Source organism: Sphingobacteriales bacterium (genome assembly GCA_016719635.1).
In the GTDB taxonomy this organism is placed as follows: Bacteria; Bacteroidota; Bacteroidia; order Chitinophagales; family JADIYW01; genus JADJSS01.
Map to the genome: position 1 here is coordinate 16,812 of JADJYT010000001.1, position 18,728 is coordinate 35,539.

Below are 18,728 nucleotides of genomic sequence, written 5' to 3' on the forward strand. Positions count from 1 at the left end.
TTATGAGTTTCAACTTTGTATATTTTTATTCATTTTTTTTACTCTCTTGTAATAATGTAGCTATAAAAAAAGATGATAAACACATAAACTTAAGATATATTGATTCGATAGAATTTAATTTTAAAAAAAAGTATGATTCTGGTGAAAATATGCTTGAAGATTCCAGAAAACACTTTTTATTGCTTGATTCTATTTTAAAAGAAGTAGAATTAAATCTAAAAGATTGTATTAAAAACGAGGATACTAGTTATTTCAGAATTGATTTTAGGGATTGGCATATAAAAAAAGATTCTTTAATAAAAAATGAACAGTACATTTTTGATCAAAAATTTAAATCAGGAGAATGGGGTAGTGATATGTATATGATTCTGTATTATAATGGTGCAGATTTTATAGTTAAGAGAATAAGGTTTTTACTTAAATATAAGGAAAAAAATTGTTATATATCCAACTAGCTCCGCCCTTGGCAGGTGTTATCCGCAAACTCTCGCAAGTATGCATCAAACTCGCGCAAGTATGCAGCAGAGCTCCGCCTTTGTTGGTCTTCTTGACCAACAAACTGTTAGCCGAAATGAAACCGTAATCAAAAATACTTAAATTGGTGCATGTCAGATATTATTTACGAAGACCATTTTCCTGAATTTATAACCATTACCTGTTATAATTGGGAATGTATCATAGAACGAGAGCAAGAAAAGAAATAATTATTGAAAGTTTAAGATATCTTACGAAGCAAAAGAAGGTGAATGTACATGCTTTTGTATTGATGGATAATCATTTTCATATAATATGGCGGATAGGCAAAGGTTTGAATCGCGAAAACGTACAGCGAGATTTTTTAAAATATACGGCACAACAGATTTTAAAGAATTTCAGGAATGAACAGGCAGAGATATTACAAAAAATAGAAGTAAATTTAAAAGACAGAAAATATCAGGTTTGGCAGCGCAATTCGTTGAGTATAGAATTAAGGAGTGAAATTGTTTACAAACAGAAGTTGGATTACATCCATAACAATCCGTTGAAAGCCGGTTTGTGTGCATCCGAAGAAGAATATAAGTATAGCAGTGCCGGGTATTATATACAAAACAAAATGGATTGGGATTTTTTGACAAATGCAAATGATTGAGTTGCAAATCAGTACGGAAAGTGGTTTGTTGGTGAAGAACACCAACAAAGGCGAGGAGTGAAATTGTTTACAAACAGAAGTTGGATTACATCCATAACAATCCGTTGAAAGCCGGTTTGTGTGCATCCGAAGAAGAATATAAGTATAGCAGTGCCGGGTATTATAAACAAAACAAAATGGATTGGGATTTTTTGACAAATGCAAATGATTGAGTTGCAAATCAGTACGGAAAGTGGTTTGTTGGTGAAGAACACCAACAAAGGCGAGAGCTACCTGACCACGATGACCAACAAAGCCCGCACGTCGTACACCTATGACAAAAACGGCAATATCCTGAAGCTGAACCGCAGTTCGTACACGGCCGCCGCGCCGACCACGGCCGCGCTGATGGACTCGCTGACCTATATCTATCCGGTGAACGCGACGACGGGCAAGCTGACGAACAATAAACTGTACCATGTCAATGACCTGCAGACGAGCAAGACGGCGTTTACGGAAGACATCGACGACCAGGGCGTGCTGGGCGCGCAGCTGGCAGGCGCCAACTACGACTACGACGCGATAGGGCAGCTGACGAAGGACAACGCGGAAAACATAGACAGCATCCGCTGGAATGTGTACGGCAAGATTGAGAAGATATTTTTTAAGAACGGCAAGCCGGCGATGGAATTCCTGTACGATGCGACGGGCAACCGCATCGCCAAGCTGCTGAAAAACGCGAAACACCCGGTGCCTGCCGGAAAGGACAGCACCTATGACGCCACCTACTACTGGCGGGATGCGCAGGGCAATGTGCTGGCGACGGAGAGCAAACGCTTTTACCCGATACCGGGCACGTTTACGGGCACTACACCGCTGGGCGGCTGGCAGGGGCATGCAGTGGATGTGGAGTACAACCTGTATGGCAGCAGCCGGCTGGGCACTTATCAGGATACGATACGCTACGACATCACCACGCCGAGTGTGTACGGGCAGTATGTGCGCTACAGCGCACGGCGGCAGTACGAGCTGAGCAACCACCTGGGCAATGTGATGGCGACGCTGAGCGATGTGAAGACATACGCCGCCGGCACGAAAGGGGCGGTGGGCTACCAGGCCAGGGTGCTGACGGCGCAGCACTATTACCCGTTTGGGATGCAAATGCCCGGAAAAAATGTTACTTTAGCTTCATATAGTTCTTTGAATAGATATCGGTTCGGCTTTAACGGTAAGGAAAAGGATGATGAGGTGAAAGGACAAGGGAATTCCTATGATTATGGTTTTCGCATCTACGACTCACGTATTGGAAGGTTCTTGTCTGTAGACCCATTAATTAACGATTATCCATGGTATGCCCCTTATCAATTTGCTGGTAATAAACCTATTATTGCAATTGATTTAGAAGGATTAGAAGAAAAGATTGTTATCTATAATAATACTTCAAATGGGAATATTTTAACAACTGTTATTGATGGTAAAAATCTATTATTTTCAACACAAATATCTGGTAGTTATGCTATGTATAGAAAGATAAGTAAATCAGAGTGGTTAAATTATAAAAAGTCAATGTGGATAGGTTATTCTGGATTAAAAAATCTATTTGCTATTGGTTATGAGGAGTACACATCTGGTATGGGGGAAATACAAGTACAAGTTTTACAGGTTTAGCTAAAGGAACTTTAACTATAGGAGCAGGTTCAAATTCAACTACATTAGCATATGACCCTAATCCTGTAAAAAGTAATAAACAGTCATTCTCTGATGCTATAAAAATGGGTTGGTGGGGTTTTAAAGATATTTGGAGTGATCCAAAAATATCAGAAATTAGAGATAATGTTTTGACAGGCTTTAGTTTTGCAATAGGTGCGGGTGAATTAAAATCAGGAATTGAATTTTGGAAAGTTATGGGGGTCCTTAATGATGTTGATGACCTACTAAAAGGTAGTGATAATATAAAAGATAAAAATTTAAAGAAGTTTGTTACATCTTTTAAAATGGTTGTCGATTATAAAGGATTACAAAATACTTCAATTGAGAGTTTAACTGATAAAAAGATTTCTCCAACTCAAGCTGCAAGTTTAGCATTTGATGCAAAAGGAGTTTTAGATTCAGCTAATTTATTGAAAGAACAAGTTGATTCAAAATCTACTAAGAAGAAAAGTGATTAATGATATATTATATGTTAATAAGATGAAGTATAAATTTAGCTATACACCTCAGTATTCTGATATTCTATATCTAGCTGCGTTTTTACTAGGTTTTGGTATAATAGCACTAAGAAATTCACCTGTATATTTAATATTATATTTAATATTTGTCTTGGTAAGCATTTGGATGTTTATTGAAAGCAAACCTAAAATATTGTTTTTTGAAGATTATATAGAACTACACAGAGGTATCTTTTTTAATAAAAGAATAAGAATAAAAAAATATGAAGATATCTTATCAATACAATATTGTTTTGCTGAAATACGTGGTTCTAATTTGTTCAAGATATCTTTAAAAGATAAAGATAATAAAGTAAATAAAATCCAATATTCATTTTTAGGAAGACCAACTAAATATGAGGTATCCTTTTTTCAATCAAAAAATATTGATATATCAGTAGTGCCAGATTCTGCTAAAAATAAATTACCAAGCTAGTTCCCCTAACTCGCGCAAGTATGCGGCAAAGCCAAAAGCGCGGCGTACTTGTGCGGAAGTATAAAAAATAAAATACATTTACCCCGCCTTTGTTGGTCTTCTTGACCAACAAACTGTCAGTGGTGAATACCTCCGCCTTTGTTGGTCTTCTTGACCAACAAACTGTTAGCCGAAATGAAACCGTAATCAAAAATACTTAAATTGGTGCATGTCAGATATTATTTACGAAGACCATTTTCCTGAATTTATAACTGGAGCAAGAGCAGGTGTTATAGATGTAGTAAATGGAGGCACAGACCCAACAGGTGGTGCTACATTTTGGGATGGAACAGATTTTTTGGCTTGGGGTTTGAATTCTCCCAATGGCACACCTCACAACAAATTTGAAGAGTTCTCAAGTATAAAAATTGATTTGTATCATTATATTTCATTTGCTTATAAACAACTTGAAAAATACCTAAAGGCAGAGCAAAATACTATGGGACATTTTATTCAATTCCTGCAGATGTGTTTAATGATGTAAATAATTGGACATTTAATTATATATTTAATGGTATTCCTTATAATAGTTATTTTATGTATAATACTGGATATAAGGGTTCTGCATTAATATCTACAGGCACCGCAGGAGAATCTATTTTTTGGAAAGTTGAAGAATAAAAACTAATGCAAAAAATGAATAAATATTTAATATCTATAATTATATATACTGTTTCTTGTAATAATAGTCAATCCAAGATAAAAAAAGATAAAATATTGCAGAAATATGCTACAAATGATACTCTTAAGTATACTTCAACCTACTTAAAGAATGATTTCCTAGAGGCAATAGAAATAATAAATTATTCTAACGACAAGAGGTATATTTTAATATTAAAAAAATATATTACGATTTAATAGTATTGCCTTGGCTCGCTGCGCTCGCCGTTGTTGGTATGCGGCGTTGGCAAAGAGCGGTTGCGTACCAACAACAGAAATGGTTTATCGTTTAATCAAATTATACACGGCATCCACTACATTATCAAAAATGGTATTGTTAATAGTACCAGCTTTACGGATAATTCTCCGCCTTTGTTGGTCTTCTTGACCAACAAACTGTTAGCCGAAATGAAACCGTAATCAAAAATACTTAAATTGGTGCTTGTCAGATATTATTTACGAAGACCATTTTCCTGAATTTATAACCATTACCTGTTATAATTGGGAATGTATCATAGAACGAGAGCAAGAAAAGAAATAATTATTGAAAGTTTAAGATATCTTACGAAGCAAAAGAAGGTGAATGTACATGCTTTTGTATTGATGGATAATCATTTTCATATAATATGGCGGATAGGCAAAGGTTTGAATCGTGAAAACGTACAGCGAGATTTTTTAAAATATACGGCACAACAGATTTTAAAGAATTTCAGGAATGAACAGGCAGAGATATTACAAAAAATAGAAGTAAATTTAAAGACAGAAAATATCAGGTTTGGCAACGCAATTCGTTGAGTATAGAATTAAGGAGTGAAATTGTTTACAAACAGAAGTTGGATTACATCCATAACAATCCGTTGAAAGCCGGTTTGTGTGCATCCGAAGAAGAATATAAGTATAGCAGTGCCGGGTATTATAAACAAAACAAAATGGATTGGGATTTTTTGACAAATGCAAATGATTGAGTTGCAAATCAGTACGGAAAGTGGTTTGTTGGTGAAGAACACCAACAAAGGCGAGGAGTGAAATTGTTTACAAACAGAAGTTGGATTACATCCATAACAATCCGTTGAAAGCCGGTTTGTGTGCATCCGAAGAAGAATATAAGTATAGCAGTGCCGGGTATTATAAACAAAACAAAATGGATTGGGATTTTTTGACAAATGCAAATGATTGAGTTGCAAATCAGTACGGAAAGTGGTTTGTTGGTGAAGAACACCAACAAAGGCGACGCCGCCGGCACGAAAGGGGCGGTGGGCTACCTGGCCAGAGTGCTGAGCGCCCAGCAATACTTTCCGTTTGGGATGCAAATGCCCGGAAAAAATGTTACTTTAGCTTCGTATAGTTCTTTGAATAGGTATCGGTTCGGCTTTAACGGACAAGAACACGAAACCGAAATAAAACAAGGAACTTTCTTTGCTGAATACTGGATGTATTCCTCTCAACTTGGAAGACGGTGGAATATTGACCCTGTTACATTTTCTTGGCAGAGTAGCTATGCAACATTTAATAATAATCCAATATTTTGGAGTGACCCTAATGGCTTGTACGGAACTAAAAAAGAAGCAAAGCAATTTAGGAAAAATGCTAAATCTCAGGGGTTAGATCCGAGCAAAGTATATAAGTCTGGCAAAGAGTGGGGATTTAATACAACAGATGGAGATGGAACTGTTGGGAATTTTAAAAAACAATACACTAATCCTAAAAGTGATGCTTCATTAGTATCAAAGATGGAAAGTTTATCAAATTTATGCTCTTCTTTATCTTTTAATGAAATGAGCACTATGACAGAAAATGATAAATTTAAACATTTCTTTAGTAGTGGAAATGCTACAGCATCAATTTTGAGTTACGAATTTGCAACAGGTACAGGACCTGATCATAGGGATTTTAGTCCTTCATCAGGACTTTCTAGGAATTTAGAGAGTTCTACTATTGTAAATTCAGCTTTAGATTTCTTTTTATGATAAGAATAAAGATGCGACAATGCAACTCAATTCAGTTAGTGGTTATAATTATGCCACATCACCAACTCCTATTTACAATATCCTAGAAATTCCTAGAACTATTATGAGACATGTTGGACCAATTAATAACCAAAATTGGGGGGAGTTATTTTTAGGTTCGGCAACAATTAATATATCACAAGAAGGAACAGAATATTTAAGATTAACAATAAGTAATGAGACCAGTAGAAATTCTCTGAATGCACACATGGGACCCAACTATGATAGAAATGTTGCAGGCAATGTACCTCTATCAATAATTAGCCAAACTATACAGATATTAGTTCCTATAGATTATAGTAGATTGCCGAATTACCAAAATAAACCAGCATATTTTAAACAAGGAAATTAAATGAATAAAAAAATATTCTTTATAATTAGTTCATTTGGTATTTTATACATTGCATTGCAATATTCAAATATCCCACTTAAATCAACTTATGTAGGTGTATATCGAAATTCAATATCTAATGAGATTATTGAATTAAAAGAAGATGGCAGTTATAATTTAATTAGGAATGATACCTTAATAAATGTCAATAAATGGAAAATAATTAATAAATTATTTAGCGATATAGATTCTGATATAGAACTGGAAGAATACAAAGAAGATATTAATAATAGAGGTGGTTTTATGTATTTTATAAAAAAACAAAATTGTTTATATACAGATGAAGAAAGTTCACCGTTATATTGTAGAATTAAATAACTAATCGTTTTAACTCATGTCTCATGTTGCATTGTAAAATAAGGCAAGAATATAAAATGTACTTGTGCTTTTTTATTTTATACTGCGTAAGCTTTACGAGCTTTGGCGTCACGAATTAAACCATCGAGGGTATAAAGAATGTAATCTTTATCTTTAGCAGAAAGGTTTTGTAAATCATTCAAACGGTCAAGCATAGCAGAATCTTTTAAGATATTTAATTGATTACTTTCTCAAACTCGCGCAAGTATGCAGCCAGGCAATAAGCGCGGCGTACTTGTGCGGAAGTAAAGAGGAGTTGTATTTTATAAGTTTTGCAGTTGTGAATTGGATAGATCTATTTATACGAGATGAGTATAAGGAGGTATTAATGAAGAGCATACAATATTGCCAGCACAATAAAGACTTAGATGTGTATGCTTATTGTATAATGACAAGCCATGTTCATTTAATTATCGGTAGCAGAGGTAATCCGATGTCAAATATCATGCGTGACCTTAAGCGCCATACTTCAGAAGAATTAAGAAAAGCAATTCAACGGCATCCGAAAGAAAGCAGAAAGGAATGGATGATCCCCAACTCGCGCAAGTATGCAGTTAGGCAATAAGCGTGGCGTACTTGTGCGGAAGTAAAAATGGTAAAAAATAAAATATTTTTCCCGCCTTTGTTGGTTTGTAACCAACAAACTACCGCCCGTCAAAACAGCAGTGACACCGCCTATCTGCTAAAATTCATTAAATTTGTAAGATGCAAATCGTAGTTTATTAAGAGCATTTTCCTCAGTTTATCACCATCACCTGCTATGAATGGCTTGGCTTGCGCTCGCCGTTGTTGGTATGCGGCGTTGGCAAAGAGCGGTTGCGTACCAACAACAGAAATGGTTTATCGTTTAATCAAATTATACACGGCATCCACTACATTATCAAAAATGGTATTGTTAATAGTACCAGCTTTACGGATAATTCTCCGCCTTTGTTGGTCTTCTTGACCAACAAACTGTTAGCCGAAATGAAACCGTAATCAAAAATACTTAAATTGGTGCATGTCAGATATTATTTACGAAGACCATTTTCCTGAATTTATAACCATTACCTGAAGGAATGAACAGGCAGAGATATTACAAAAAATAGAAGTAAATTTAAAAGACAGAAAATATCAGGTTTGGCAGCGCAATTCGTTGAGTATAGAATTAAGGAGTGAAATTGTTTACAAACAGAAGTTGGATTACATCCATAACAATCCGTTGAAAGCCGGTTTGTGTGCATCCGAAGAAGAATATAAGTATAGCAGTGCCGGGTATTATAAACAAAACAAAATGGATTGGGATTTTTTGACAAATGCAAATGATTGAGTTGCAAATCAGTACGGAAAGTGGTTTGTTGGTGAAGAACACCAACAAAGGCGAGAACACCATTACAGCGTCAACAATTTAAGGGTAAATTTTTACCGCCTGGTACACCAACATTTAATGGTATGTCATTAGGTCAAATTAAAAAGATTATAGATGCTAGAGAAAAAGTTGACGGAGCCACATTTGATTCTAATGGTGCGTTGAATCCTGTTTCAACAGGCACATTTTCAACACCTGTAAATGTACCATCTGATATGAAGACTTATGAACCTAAAACTCAATAACATTGTTATGAAATATCTTTTTTTTATAGCATCTTTAATTATGTTGAGTTGTAATAGATATTATACATCAAATATGCTTGGTGAAGACAAAGTAGATATTACAGAGTTTGTAGTAAATAAATCATATATACCAATATATTGTAATGGTAGAATAGATAAATTAATTAACCCAAAACCTCATTCTTTTTCAAAGATTGAAATAGATACTATTAAAAGAGAATTAAATAATTGGTTATTAGAGAATAATATTAAGCCTTTAATTAATGATAGTTTTTCATTGCATAAAAGTGATTATACATATTCGTACGTAATTGAATATACACCTATTGACGTATATATGATTAAATTAAATATAAATAATGATTCTTTTGTTAATGTTTTTTTTAGATATGACAATAAACTAATTCTGCCATTTAGTAATGAAGGGTGGGTATTAAATGAATGTGATAAATAGTCTCTTAGTAATACTGTATTTGCAGTAATCTATTGTACAAAAACAAGTAAACAAAACAAAGCCACGCATCGGCGTGGTTTATTTATTTAGCAAACTCAAACTCGCGCAAGTATGCAGCCAAGCAATAAGCGTTGCGTACTTGTGCGGAAGTATTAAAAATAAAAGAATTTTATATCTTTGAATTATAGAATTTTAAATGAGCAGAAGATATAAATATACAGACAATGAGGAATTGTATTTTACAGAGCCTCAAACTCGCGAAAGTATGCGGCAAAGCCAAAAGCGCGGCGTACTTGTGCGGAAGTAAAAATGGTAAAAAATAAAATATTTTTATAGCTTTGAATTAGAAAATTTTAAATGAGCAGAAGATATAAATTTACAGACACTTTGTCTGATGTTACAGGAAAATTGCAAAGTCTATCACCAAATTCATCGTTACCTGATTATGGTTATCCTTATCAACTAAAGGGTTTAGAAGGTGTTGGAAAATATGTTCAAGATTATTCAACTTTAGCTACTGGCGGACAAACAGGCAATTTGATGTTTACGTATTTGGGTTCTCATAGCTTGTGGATTGAAGTAACAGCAAATGATGTTGAGAAGAGAATAGCAACAGTAGTTTTTACCGTTCATAACACATCAACTTTAGAATCAGGTACACGTCCTCCTGTTATTGGCTATCAAGAATGGTATGGAAATACTATCGGTAATTTTTTAAATACGAAAGTAGCAGGCAGAACAGGAGCAACATCTGAAACAGAACAGGTTTTTCAATGGACTCAAACAATTAAATATTAATCCGAATGATGAAAAAACATTTTGAGTTTATTGTGTTGTGTATGGTTTTATTATTCGCAGGGTGCAGTTCGGCATTAAAAGAAAACGAATTTATTGGGGTATGGTTGAATGCAAAAGAGAATTGTAAAATCCAACTTAATAAAGATTTTACTTTTAGCTCTACGAATGTTCCATTAGATGTTGCAAATAAGTATTACATAACTTTTAATAAAGAAACTAATATATGGCAAGGCACTTGGTCATTAGAAGACAAACAACTCAAGCTCACAATAAATGATAGTTATTATTACTTGGATGTGAATACTTCCTTAACCTCAAGTAAACCGCGACTATATGTAAAACTATTAGATGAATCAGGCGGAGAAATGATTTATTTTGATAGGCAATAAAAACTAAAAGCCCTCATTTTTTGAGGGCTTTTTTATTATAGCTTCACTTTACCGTCCAGTAAATCCTTCATTCTTTTTTTTGTGAGCATTGAGTTAATGATTTTAACCAGTGCATTTTTTTCGTCTTCATCCAGTTGAGAAATTAACATCAACTGTTCGTTGAGTTCATGGTTTTGAAGCTCTACTACACTGTTTTCATTATCGTTTAAAAGGTTGTCGGCACTCACGGCAAACACTTTCATCAACCATAACTCGCGCAAGTATGCGGCAAAGCCAAAAGCGCGGCGTACTTGTGCGGTAGTATAAAAAATAAAATAATTTTACCCCGTCTTTGTTGGTCTTCTTGACCAACAAACTGTTACCCCAACTCGCGCAAGTATGCGGCAAAGCCAAAAGCGCGGCGTACTTGTGCGGAAGTAAAAATGGTAAAAAATAAAATATTTTTATAGCTTTGAATTAGAGAATTTAAAATGAGCAGAAGATATAAACCTCCCCGCCTTTGTTGGTTTGTAACCAACAAACTACCGCCCGCCAAAACTTCACTGCCACCGCCTATCTGCTAAAATTCATTAAATTAGTAAAATGCAAAACGTAGTTTATGAAGAGCATTTTCCTGAGTTTATCACCATCACGTGCTATGAATGGCTTCATTTGATTGAAAGCCTGGAGGCAAAAGCTATAATTACAGAAAGCCTTCGGTATTTAACGGAACAAGGGAAAATAGCGGTACATGCCTTTGTAATCATGGACAATCATTTTCACCTGATATGGAGAATCAGAAAAGGATACAGACGTCCGGATGTACAGCGTGATTTTTTGCATTATACGGCAAAGAAAATTTTGAAGCATTTAAAATCGCACCAGCCTGCTGTAATTGAGAAAATTGAAGTAAATTTAAGAGACCGGAAATATCAGGTGTGGCAGCGAAACTCATTGAGCGTTGAATTACGGACAGCCAAAGTGTATGAACAAAAAATGAATTATATTCACGACAATCCTGTAAAGGCAGGTTTGTGCAAAACGGCGGAAGATTACCGCTACAGTAGTGCGAGATACTATATTAAAAATGAGAAAAACTGGGGCTTTTTAATACATGGATATGGTGATGATTGACGTGCGATACTGTTCGGAATGTGGTTTGTTGGTTGCAAACCAACAAAGGCGAGGGGACTTTTTAATACATGATGATGATTGACGTGCGATACTGTTCGGAATGTGGTTTGTTGGTTGCAAACCAACAAAGGCGAGAGCATACAATATTGCCAGCACAATAAAGACTTAGATGTGTATGCATATTGTATAATGACAAGCCATGTTCATTTAATTATCGGTAGCAGAGGTAATCCGATGTCAAATATCATGCGTGACCTTAAGCGCCATACTTCAGAAGAATTAAGAAAAGCAATTCACCGGCATCCGAAAGAAAGCAGAAAGGAATGGATGATACAAATGATGGAAGAAGCAGGAAGACAAAACAGTAATAATAGAGGTTTTCAATTGTGGCAGCAAGACAATCATCCGATAGCATTGAGTACGGAAAAAATCATGCATCAGAAGTTAGATTATTTGCATGACAACCCAGTAGAAGCGGGATTTGTTGAAGAAGCAGAAGATTGGTTGTATAGCAGCGCAAAACAATATCATACGGGACAGAAAGGACGGATAGATATCATACAAATTGAGCCAAGATTAAACACTATATAAGTTGATTAAACAACACACAAGTACGTATCCGCACTTAGCTTTACCGCATACTTGCGCGAGTGGGGGGATTAAGTGGCTTTGTTATTTTACATCCTGCATTACATTAGAAAGAGCATCTTTTAATTTACCCTAACTCGCCAAGTATGCAGCCAGGCAATAAGCGTGACGTATCTGCCGACAGGCAGACAGTTCTCTGCCTTCTGTAAATTACCCACATTCCTTAAAACAGGACATTTTTAATTTGCAACCCAAATAATTACCTTTGCAGGATGAAAAGTACTTTATCTGCGCAGGAAATCCGTACCACGTTTCTGGAGTTTTTTAAAGGCAAAGGCCACCAGATTGTGCCGTCTGCACCCGTTGTGGTCAAAAACGATCCGACCTTGTTGTTCACCAATGCGGGCATGAACCAGTTCAAGGATTATTTTTTAGGCAATGATACTCCTGAAAATCTACGTATTGCCGATACGCAGAAATGCCTGCGTGTTTCCGGAAAGCACAACGACCTGGAAGAGGTGGGCGTGGACACCTACCACCATACCATGTTCGAGATGTTGGGCAACTGGTCGTTTGGGGATTATTTCAAAGAGGAAGCCATCGCCTGGAGCTGGGAGTTGCTGACGGAAGTGTTGAAATTGGATAAGAACAGGTTATACGTCACCATTTTTGAAGGGGATGCCAAAGAAAATCTGCCAAAAGACGAAGAAGCATTTAATTTCTGGAAGCAGTGGATTGCTGAGGACCGTATTTTGCTGGGTAATAAAAAGGACAACTTTTGGGAAATGGGTGACACCGGTCCCTGCGGCCCCTGTACGGAAATACATGTGGACTGCCGTACCGATGAAGAAATTAGGCAGGTGGACGGAAAAACACTGGTGAATGCCGACCACCCGCAGGTGATAGAAATCTGGAACAACGTATTCATCCAGTTTAACCGCCTGAAAGACGGCAGCCTCGAACCGCTGCCGGCCAAACACGTCGATACGGGCATGGGTTTTGAGCGCCTGGTACGTGTCATTCAGGGCAAATCCTCCAATTATGATACGGATGTCTTTTCCGGAACCATTGCGGCGACGGAAAAATTAGTGCGTAAAAAATACGACGGAAGCGATACTAAACAGGCTATTGCCTTTCGGGTATTGGCGGATCATATCCGTGCCGTTTCCTTTACCATCGCCGACGGACAATTGCCAGGAAATACCGGCGCAGGATATGTCATCCGAAGGATCCTCCGCCGTGCCGTGCGCTATTATTTTTCTTACCTGGACAGAAAAGAGCCGTTGCTGCATCTGCTGGTACCTGTTCTCGCAAAACAGTTTGAACAGGTTTTCCCGGAATTACAGCAGCAGGTGGATTTTGTGGGCAAGGTGGTGCTGGAAGAAGAAAATTCGTTCTTGAAAACATTGGATAACGGTTTGAAACGAATCGACCATATTGTCAAAGAAGCGGATAAGGTGATAGAAGGAAAAGCAGCTTTTGAATTGCTGGATACTTATGGTTTTCCAATTGATTTGACCAACCTGATCGCTTCCGAACACGGATTGGTGGTCGATGAAAAAGGTTTTGAAGCAGCGCTGCAGAAACAAAAAGAACGCAGCCGTGCCGCTACGGAACTGAGTGTGGATGACTGGCAGGTGCTGGAAGACGGAAAAACGGAATTTGTTGGTTATACCACGTTGGAAACATCCGCAAAAATTTTAAAATACCGGAAAATCAGTTCCAAAGGAAAGGAACATTATCAGATTGTGCTGGACAAGACGCCTTTTTATGCGGAAAGCGGCGGACAGGTGGGTGATGTAGGGACAGTGGAATTTACGTATTTGCGTGCGGCAGGCGAAGCAATCTCAGCATTTGCCATCACCGATACCAAAAAAGAGAATGATCTGATCGTTCATTTTGTGGATGAGATCCCTGCGGATTTAAGCGGTGATGTATGGGCAAAAGTAGATAAGGATATCCGAAAAAATACAACCATCCATCATTCGGCTACACATTTGCTGCATGCTGCATTGCGTCAGGTATTGGGTACACATGTGGCACAGAAAGGTTCCCTGAATAACAGCGGATACCTGCGTTTTGACTTTTCGCATTTTGCGAAAATGTCGAACGAAGAAATGGAAAAGGTGGAAGCGGTCGTCAACGAAAAAATACGTCAGAACATTCCGGTGGTGATCAGGGAGTTGCCTAAAGAGGAGGCGATGAAGCTGGGCGCAATGGCGCTGTTCGGCGAAAAGTATGGCGATGTGGTGCGTGTCGTGGTGATGGATGAAAACTATTCGATTGAATTATGCGGAGGTACTCATGTTGGCTATACCGGTGAACTCGGGTTGTTTAAAATATTGTCGGAAAGTGCGGTGGCTGCCGGTGTGCGCCGGGTGGAAGCAGTCAGCGGCGAAACGGCGTTTCAGTACCTGAATGATAAACTGGATGAATGGAAACAGATTCAGGATGCGCTGAAAAACCCGAAAGATACCCTGAAGGCCATTCAGCAATTACAGGATGAAAATGTTTCTTTGAAAAAAGAAATCGAGAAATACCAGCAGGAAAAGGTGGAAATCGTAAAACAGCAATTGCGCGCCAGAGTCACTCAACGGAACAGCGCTAATCTGCTGATAGAGAAAGTAGAAGGGGTGAATGCGGAAGGCTTGAAAAAGATTCAGTTTGATTTGAAAAATGAATTTGATAATTTGTTTTTTGCAGCGGCGACGGTGGTCAATGACAAACCGCTGATATCCATCATCATTTCCGAGGAATTGGTAAATAGTAAGAACCTGCATGCAGGCAATATGATTAAGGAGTTATCGAAAGCCATCAAAGGCGGCGGCGGCGGACAGCCTTTCTATGCCACTGCCGGCGGTACCGATGTCAACGGCGTTGAAGTGGCCTTAAAACAGGCGGAAGAGCTGTTTTTTAGTGCAGACTGCACATTAAATGATTTTTTGTATAAACCGGTGGTTGTCAGTAATACGTATAGTAAGCTGTCGTATTGGTGGTGTCGGTGCCGGAGGATGAAGTGTATATTCTTTCTGTTATTTTCCTTATCGCCCTGTCCGTACTGTCAAATTCATAGGTATAGTTATTGGTTTCAGAAAAATCAATACCTCCCAGCGTTTGGTGTTTATGCGTAGTGATGTCCTGTTTTAACAGATGGGTGCTGCTTTTTCCTAAATGAAGATTTCCTGTATTTTTGTTGCCGGTTGTATTTGTTTTGTCGGTGTAATACTGATACGTTGTATGCACCTTGTATTCACCGGCAAAACCGATAAAGACTCCTTTTTTTTCGGTATAATCAATTCCATTGTTAAAGAGAGAGTCATTTGTAAATGCATCAGTTATGGAATGGAGATAGGTTTGAAGGAAATCATTGGCATCATAGGTATAGCTGTAATCCGGTCCGTCAATGATGATATTAAAATTTTTGTTGTTGTATTTTCCTTCAAACAGGCCATTGCTGTTAAGAATTAATATGCCATTGTATTGTCTGATAATCGGCGTACCGTCCGGCAGGGTATCGTTAAATGACTGCCGTGAATAGTTGCTGCTGAAAACATAGATGGTATCCTTGTAATAGGTGAACGTCTGGAAATAATTATCAGCCGGACTGGTCGGAAAGGAAACAGCTTTTTTGGATATCCTGTTTTGGGTGTCGTATAAATAGGTTTCAACGCTTGAACCTTCTGTTTTCGTTTTGACCAAAGGAGTTTCACCCGGTATGTTCAAACCGTCTTTTTTACAACCATAAGATGATAAAATTGTAAAAAATAGTATTGCTAGCTTGCTAGTCAGATTACTTTTATCCATAAAAACCCCATTCAAATATATAAAAGAATATCCAATCAATATGTTAAATTATTGAAAATCTTGAAATACAAACCCCGCTAAACAACCCATTTCATCAGTCTTGTGCAGATTTTTAGTATTTTTACCGCTCTTAATCATGAATTTAAGCGCAATACGATAGATGGGTTACAAAGACAAATATGAGGTGGTGGTGGGCTTGGAGGTGCACATACAGTTAAATACCCGAACAAAAATCTTTGCAGCGGACGAAACAACTTACGGTGCTCCACCGAATTCACAGATTAGTCCCATAACCCTGGGATTGCCGGGTGTATTACCGAAGTTGAACAAGGCAGTTCTGGAGAAAGCCATCAGAATGGGACTGGCTTGTAACTGCACCATTACGGAGGTGAATCATTTTGCGCGTAAAAACTATTTTTATGCCGATTTGCCAAAAGGTTATCAGATTTCACAGGACAAGGCACCGATTTGTACCGGTGGCTTCGTTGAGATTATGACAGACGATGCTAAAAGGAAGATTGCACTCACGCGTATCCACATGGAAGAGGATGCCGGAAAAAACAACCATGAGCTGGATCCCGAATATTCCCTTATAGACTTAAATCGTGCCGGTGTGCCTTTGATTGAGATGGTATCGGAGCCGGATATCCGCAGCAGCGATGAAGCATATGCTTTCCTGACGGAAGTGAGAAAATTAGTGCGCTATCTCGATATATGCGACGGCAATATGGAAGAAGGCTCCATGCGCTGTGATGCCAATGTTTCTGTTCGTTTAAAAGGAGAGATGAACTACCGCAACAGGGTGGAAGTAAAAAACATGAACTCCATCCGGAACGTTAAACGCGCCATTGATGTGGAAGTGAAACGGCAGATAGCCATTTATGAAAGCGGCGGCACCATCGACCAGGAAACCCGCAGTTTCAATCAGGCGGATGCCAGTTCCTTTCCATTGCGCACAAAAGAAAATGCTCATGATTACCGCTATTTTCCCGAACCGGATTTGCCGCCCGTGATAGTGACGCAGGCAACTATTGAGGAGATAAAAGCGGCGATGCCGCCGCTGCCGAAGCAATTAGCTGAAAAGTTTATTGCTGAATACCATTTGTCAGAGTACGATGCGCAGATTTTGACGGATGAGCGGGAATTTGCCTTCTACTATCTCGAGTTGATTAAATATACATCCAGTTATAAAACCGCAGCGAATTGGTTAATCAATGAAGTGAAATCGTATATCAGTCACAATGGGATACCATTGTCTGATTGTTTGGTGTCCCCTGTTCAATTGGCGGAAATTATCCAACTCGTTGAGGATAAGATTGTCAGTTCTTCCGGTGCTAAATCTATCTTTCAGGCTTTAGCTGAAGGCAATAATGCTTCCGCCGTTGCTATTGCTGAACAGCTGAATCTGATACAGTCTTCGGATTCGGATGAACTGAGTCAATGGGCGAAACAGGCGCTGGAAAAATATCCCGAAAAAATAACGGAATACAAAAAAGGCAAGAAAGGGAACATTAATCTTTTTATGGGAGAGGTGATGAAATTATCAAGAGGTGCAGCCGATCCTAAACGTATAACAAAAATCTTGCAGGAATTATTGAGTCAATAAAATTTAAACGTTTAATATAGAATCAATATGAAAAAAGGTAGTTTCAAATGGCTGATGATGTGTTGTTTTTCTTTCATCTTATTTTCCTGTAAACAATTCAACGGATATACCATCAAAGGTTCTGTTAAAAATGGCAATGAGCTGAAGATATTTCTGGAAGATATTTCTGAGCAGGTTCCTGTCATTATTGATACGACGATAGTTCGGGACAATAAATTTGAAATTAAGAATTATTCCGGCAACGGGATTTACCGCCTGCGATTTGGAGAGGATGCCCGTAATTCCATTTATTTATTCATTCAGAAAAAGGACCATATCCGTATTGATGCTGACATGGCTCAGTTTCAGCAATATATGGTCAGCGGCAGCAGAGGGTCGGGGCATATTAAAAATTTAGTGACGGCATCCAAGACAAAATTCTCAGATGTGGATTCAACTTACAACAGATTTAAAAATGCATCAGAAACACAGAAAGATTCTCTGAAGGCTGTTTATGAAAATACCCAAAAAAGGTTACATCGATTTTATAAAGGAATTCATTGAAAAGGAAGAGAATAATGATATTGCCTGTTTTGCGCTTAATTTTTTCGGGCCATTTTTGGAAACGGAAATACCGTATCTGGTGGATATCACTGAGAAATTACATAATGCCGCTCCGGAATCAAAATATATAAACAACTGGTATCAGTCCATGCAGCGATATAAGGAGTCGGTGATGGCGGAGCAGCAAAACGGCCTGCCCATAAATACGGCGGCTCCCGACATTGTTCTGCAAAATCCCGGCGGTGACACGATTCAATTATCCAATCTTGAAGGTAATATTGTCTTGCTGGATTTTTGGGCGAGCTGGTGTCAGCCTTGCAGGATGGAAAATCCAAATGTGGTGAAACTATACAAGGCATATCATGCCAAAGGACTGGAGATATTTTCTGTCTCCCTGGATGCAAATGCAGAGCAATGGAAAAAAGCGATAGCCAAAGACGGTTTGGTTTGGAAGAATCATGGCTCCGACTTCAGCGGCTGGCAGTCACCGGTGGCACAGTTATATAAAGTAACCTCCATTCCGGCTACCTATTTATTGGATAAAAAAGGGATGATTGTCGCTAAAAACCTGAGAGGTACGGAACTGGAAGCAAAAGTGAAAGAATTGCTGGCAAATGAAGTGCCGAATAACTAGTG

At 38.0% G+C, this 18,728-nt stretch carries 23 protein-coding genes; 22 read left to right on the forward strand and 1 reads right to left on the reverse strand.

Annotation, left to right across the window (positions count from 1 at the left end):
* Positions 1 to 2 precede the first annotated feature (2 nt).
* The 16 genes from IPM95_00110 to IPM95_00185 all read left to right on the forward strand — a co-directional run bounded on the left by IPM95_00110 (position 3) and on the right by IPM95_00185 (position 10,438).
* The gene (locus tag IPM95_00110; GenBank protein MBK9327721.1) at positions 3 to 455 is read left to right on the forward strand and encodes a hypothetical protein; all 453 of its coding nucleotides are present in this window, start codon (positions 3 to 5) and stop codon (positions 453 to 455) included.
* Between the two features lie 215 nt (positions 456 to 670).
* Positions 671 to 1,129, forward strand: coding sequence for a transposase (locus IPM95_00115; GenBank protein ID MBK9327722.1), 459 nt, complete (start codon positions 671 to 673; stop codon positions 1,127 to 1,129).
* Between the two features lie 204 nt (positions 1,130 to 1,333).
* Complete coding sequence (locus IPM95_00120; GenBank protein ID MBK9327723.1) at positions 1,334 to 2,776, forward strand: hypothetical protein; 1,443 nt, start codon at positions 1,334 to 1,336, stop codon at positions 2,774 to 2,776.
* 104 nt (positions 2,777 to 2,880) lie between these two features.
* The gene (locus tag IPM95_00125) at positions 2,881 to 3,276 is read left to right on the forward strand and encodes a hypothetical protein (GenBank protein MBK9327724.1); all 396 of its coding nucleotides are present in this window, start codon (positions 2,881 to 2,883) and stop codon (positions 3,274 to 3,276) included.
* A gap of 22 nt (positions 3,277 to 3,298) precedes the next feature.
* Positions 3,299 to 3,751 carry a hypothetical protein gene (locus tag IPM95_00130; protein ID MBK9327725.1) on the forward strand — a complete coding sequence of 151 codons (453 nt, stop codon included), beginning with the start codon at positions 3,299 to 3,301 and terminating at the stop codon, positions 3,749 to 3,751.
* Positions 3,752 to 3,959: 208 nt separating this feature from the next.
* On the forward strand, positions 3,960 to 4,274 hold the full coding sequence (locus tag IPM95_00135; GenBank protein MBK9327726.1) for a hypothetical protein: 315 nt from the start codon (positions 3,960 to 3,962) through the stop codon (positions 4,272 to 4,274).
* Positions 4,275 to 4,957: 683 nt separating this feature from the next.
* Positions 4,958 to 5,245: a transposase gene (locus IPM95_00140; GenBank protein ID MBK9327727.1), complete on the forward strand. Its 288-nt coding sequence runs from the start codon at positions 4,958 to 4,960 to the stop codon at positions 5,243 to 5,245.
* Positions 5,242 to 5,415, forward strand: coding sequence for a hypothetical protein (locus tag IPM95_00145; GenBank protein MBK9327728.1), 174 nt, complete (start codon positions 5,242 to 5,244; stop codon positions 5,413 to 5,415). Before IPM95_00140 ends, IPM95_00145 begins: the two co-directional genes overlap by 4 nt.
* 204 nt (positions 5,416 to 5,619) lie before the next feature.
* Positions 5,620 to 6,417, forward strand: a complete 798-nt coding sequence (locus IPM95_00150; GenBank protein ID MBK9327729.1) for a hypothetical protein — start codon at positions 5,620 to 5,622, stop codon at positions 6,415 to 6,417.
* 19 nt (positions 6,418 to 6,436) lie between these two features.
* A complete protein-coding gene (locus IPM95_00155) occupies positions 6,437 to 6,808 on the forward strand; it encodes a hypothetical protein (protein MBK9327730.1) in 372 nt (123 codons plus the stop codon).
* The gene (locus tag IPM95_00160) at positions 6,809 to 7,165 is read left to right on the forward strand and encodes a hypothetical protein (protein MBK9327731.1); all 357 of its coding nucleotides are present in this window, start codon (positions 6,809 to 6,811) and stop codon (positions 7,163 to 7,165) included. It abuts the gene before it with no gap.
* A gap of 367 nt (positions 7,166 to 7,532) precedes the next feature.
* Positions 7,533 to 7,769, forward strand: a complete 237-nt coding sequence (locus IPM95_00165) for a transposase (GenBank protein MBK9327732.1) — start codon at positions 7,533 to 7,535, stop codon at positions 7,767 to 7,769.
* An 866-nt stretch (positions 7,770 to 8,635) separates the two neighbouring features.
* A complete protein-coding gene (locus IPM95_00170; protein ID MBK9327733.1) occupies positions 8,636 to 8,797 on the forward strand; it encodes a hypothetical protein in 162 nt (53 codons plus the stop codon).
* A gap of 73 nt (positions 8,798 to 8,870) precedes the next feature.
* Positions 8,871 to 9,251 (forward strand): hypothetical protein, encoded by a 381-nt coding sequence (locus tag IPM95_00175; protein MBK9327734.1) that lies wholly within the window; start codon positions 8,871 to 8,873, stop codon positions 9,249 to 9,251.
* Positions 9,252 to 9,608: 357 nt separating this feature from the next.
* A complete protein-coding gene (locus IPM95_00180) occupies positions 9,609 to 10,049 on the forward strand; it encodes a hypothetical protein (GenBank protein MBK9327735.1) in 441 nt (146 codons plus the stop codon).
* Between the two features lie 8 nt (positions 10,050 to 10,057).
* Complete coding sequence (locus IPM95_00185) at positions 10,058 to 10,438, forward strand: hypothetical protein (protein ID MBK9327736.1); 381 nt, start codon at positions 10,058 to 10,060, stop codon at positions 10,436 to 10,438.
* A gap of 35 nt (positions 10,439 to 10,473) precedes the next feature.
* On the opposite strand, the gene IPM95_00190 is transcribed toward IPM95_00185, so the two are convergent.
* On the reverse strand, positions 10,474 to 10,680 hold the full coding sequence (locus IPM95_00190) for a DNA-binding protein (GenBank protein MBK9327737.1): 207 nt from the start codon (positions 10,678 to 10,680) through the stop codon (positions 10,474 to 10,476).
* A gap of 340 nt (positions 10,681 to 11,020) precedes the next feature.
* Here IPM95_00190 and IPM95_00195 point away from each other — a divergent pair, with 340 nt between their 5' ends.
* The 6 genes from IPM95_00195 (at position 11,021) to IPM95_00220 (ending at position 18,726) form a co-directional block, all read left to right on the forward strand.
* Positions 11,021 to 11,551 (forward strand): transposase, encoded by a 531-nt coding sequence (locus IPM95_00195; protein MBK9327738.1) that lies wholly within the window; start codon positions 11,021 to 11,023, stop codon positions 11,549 to 11,551.
* 114 nt (positions 11,552 to 11,665) lie between these two features.
* Complete coding sequence (locus tag IPM95_00200) at positions 11,666 to 12,142, forward strand: transposase (GenBank protein ID MBK9327739.1); 477 nt, start codon at positions 11,666 to 11,668, stop codon at positions 12,140 to 12,142.
* A gap of 269 nt (positions 12,143 to 12,411) precedes the next feature.
* A complete protein-coding gene (alaS, locus tag IPM95_00205) occupies positions 12,412 to 15,270 on the forward strand; it encodes an alanine--tRNA ligase (GenBank protein MBK9327740.1) in 2,859 nt (952 codons plus the stop codon).
* Between the two features lie 833 nt (positions 15,271 to 16,103).
* A complete protein-coding gene (gene gatB, locus IPM95_00210; protein MBK9327741.1) occupies positions 16,104 to 17,549 on the forward strand; it encodes an Asp-tRNA(Asn)/Glu-tRNA(Gln) amidotransferase subunit GatB in 1,446 nt (481 codons plus the stop codon).
* 27 nt (positions 17,550 to 17,576) lie between these two features.
* Positions 17,577 to 18,092 (forward strand): DUF4369 domain-containing protein, encoded by a 516-nt coding sequence (locus IPM95_00215; GenBank protein MBK9327742.1) that lies wholly within the window; start codon positions 17,577 to 17,579, stop codon positions 18,090 to 18,092.
* Positions 18,043 to 18,726, forward strand: a complete 684-nt coding sequence (locus IPM95_00220; protein MBK9327743.1) for a TlpA family protein disulfide reductase — start codon at positions 18,043 to 18,045, stop codon at positions 18,724 to 18,726. The genes IPM95_00215 and IPM95_00220 overlap by 50 nt, the downstream gene beginning before the upstream one ends.
* Positions 18,727 to 18,728: the final 2 nt, after the last annotated feature.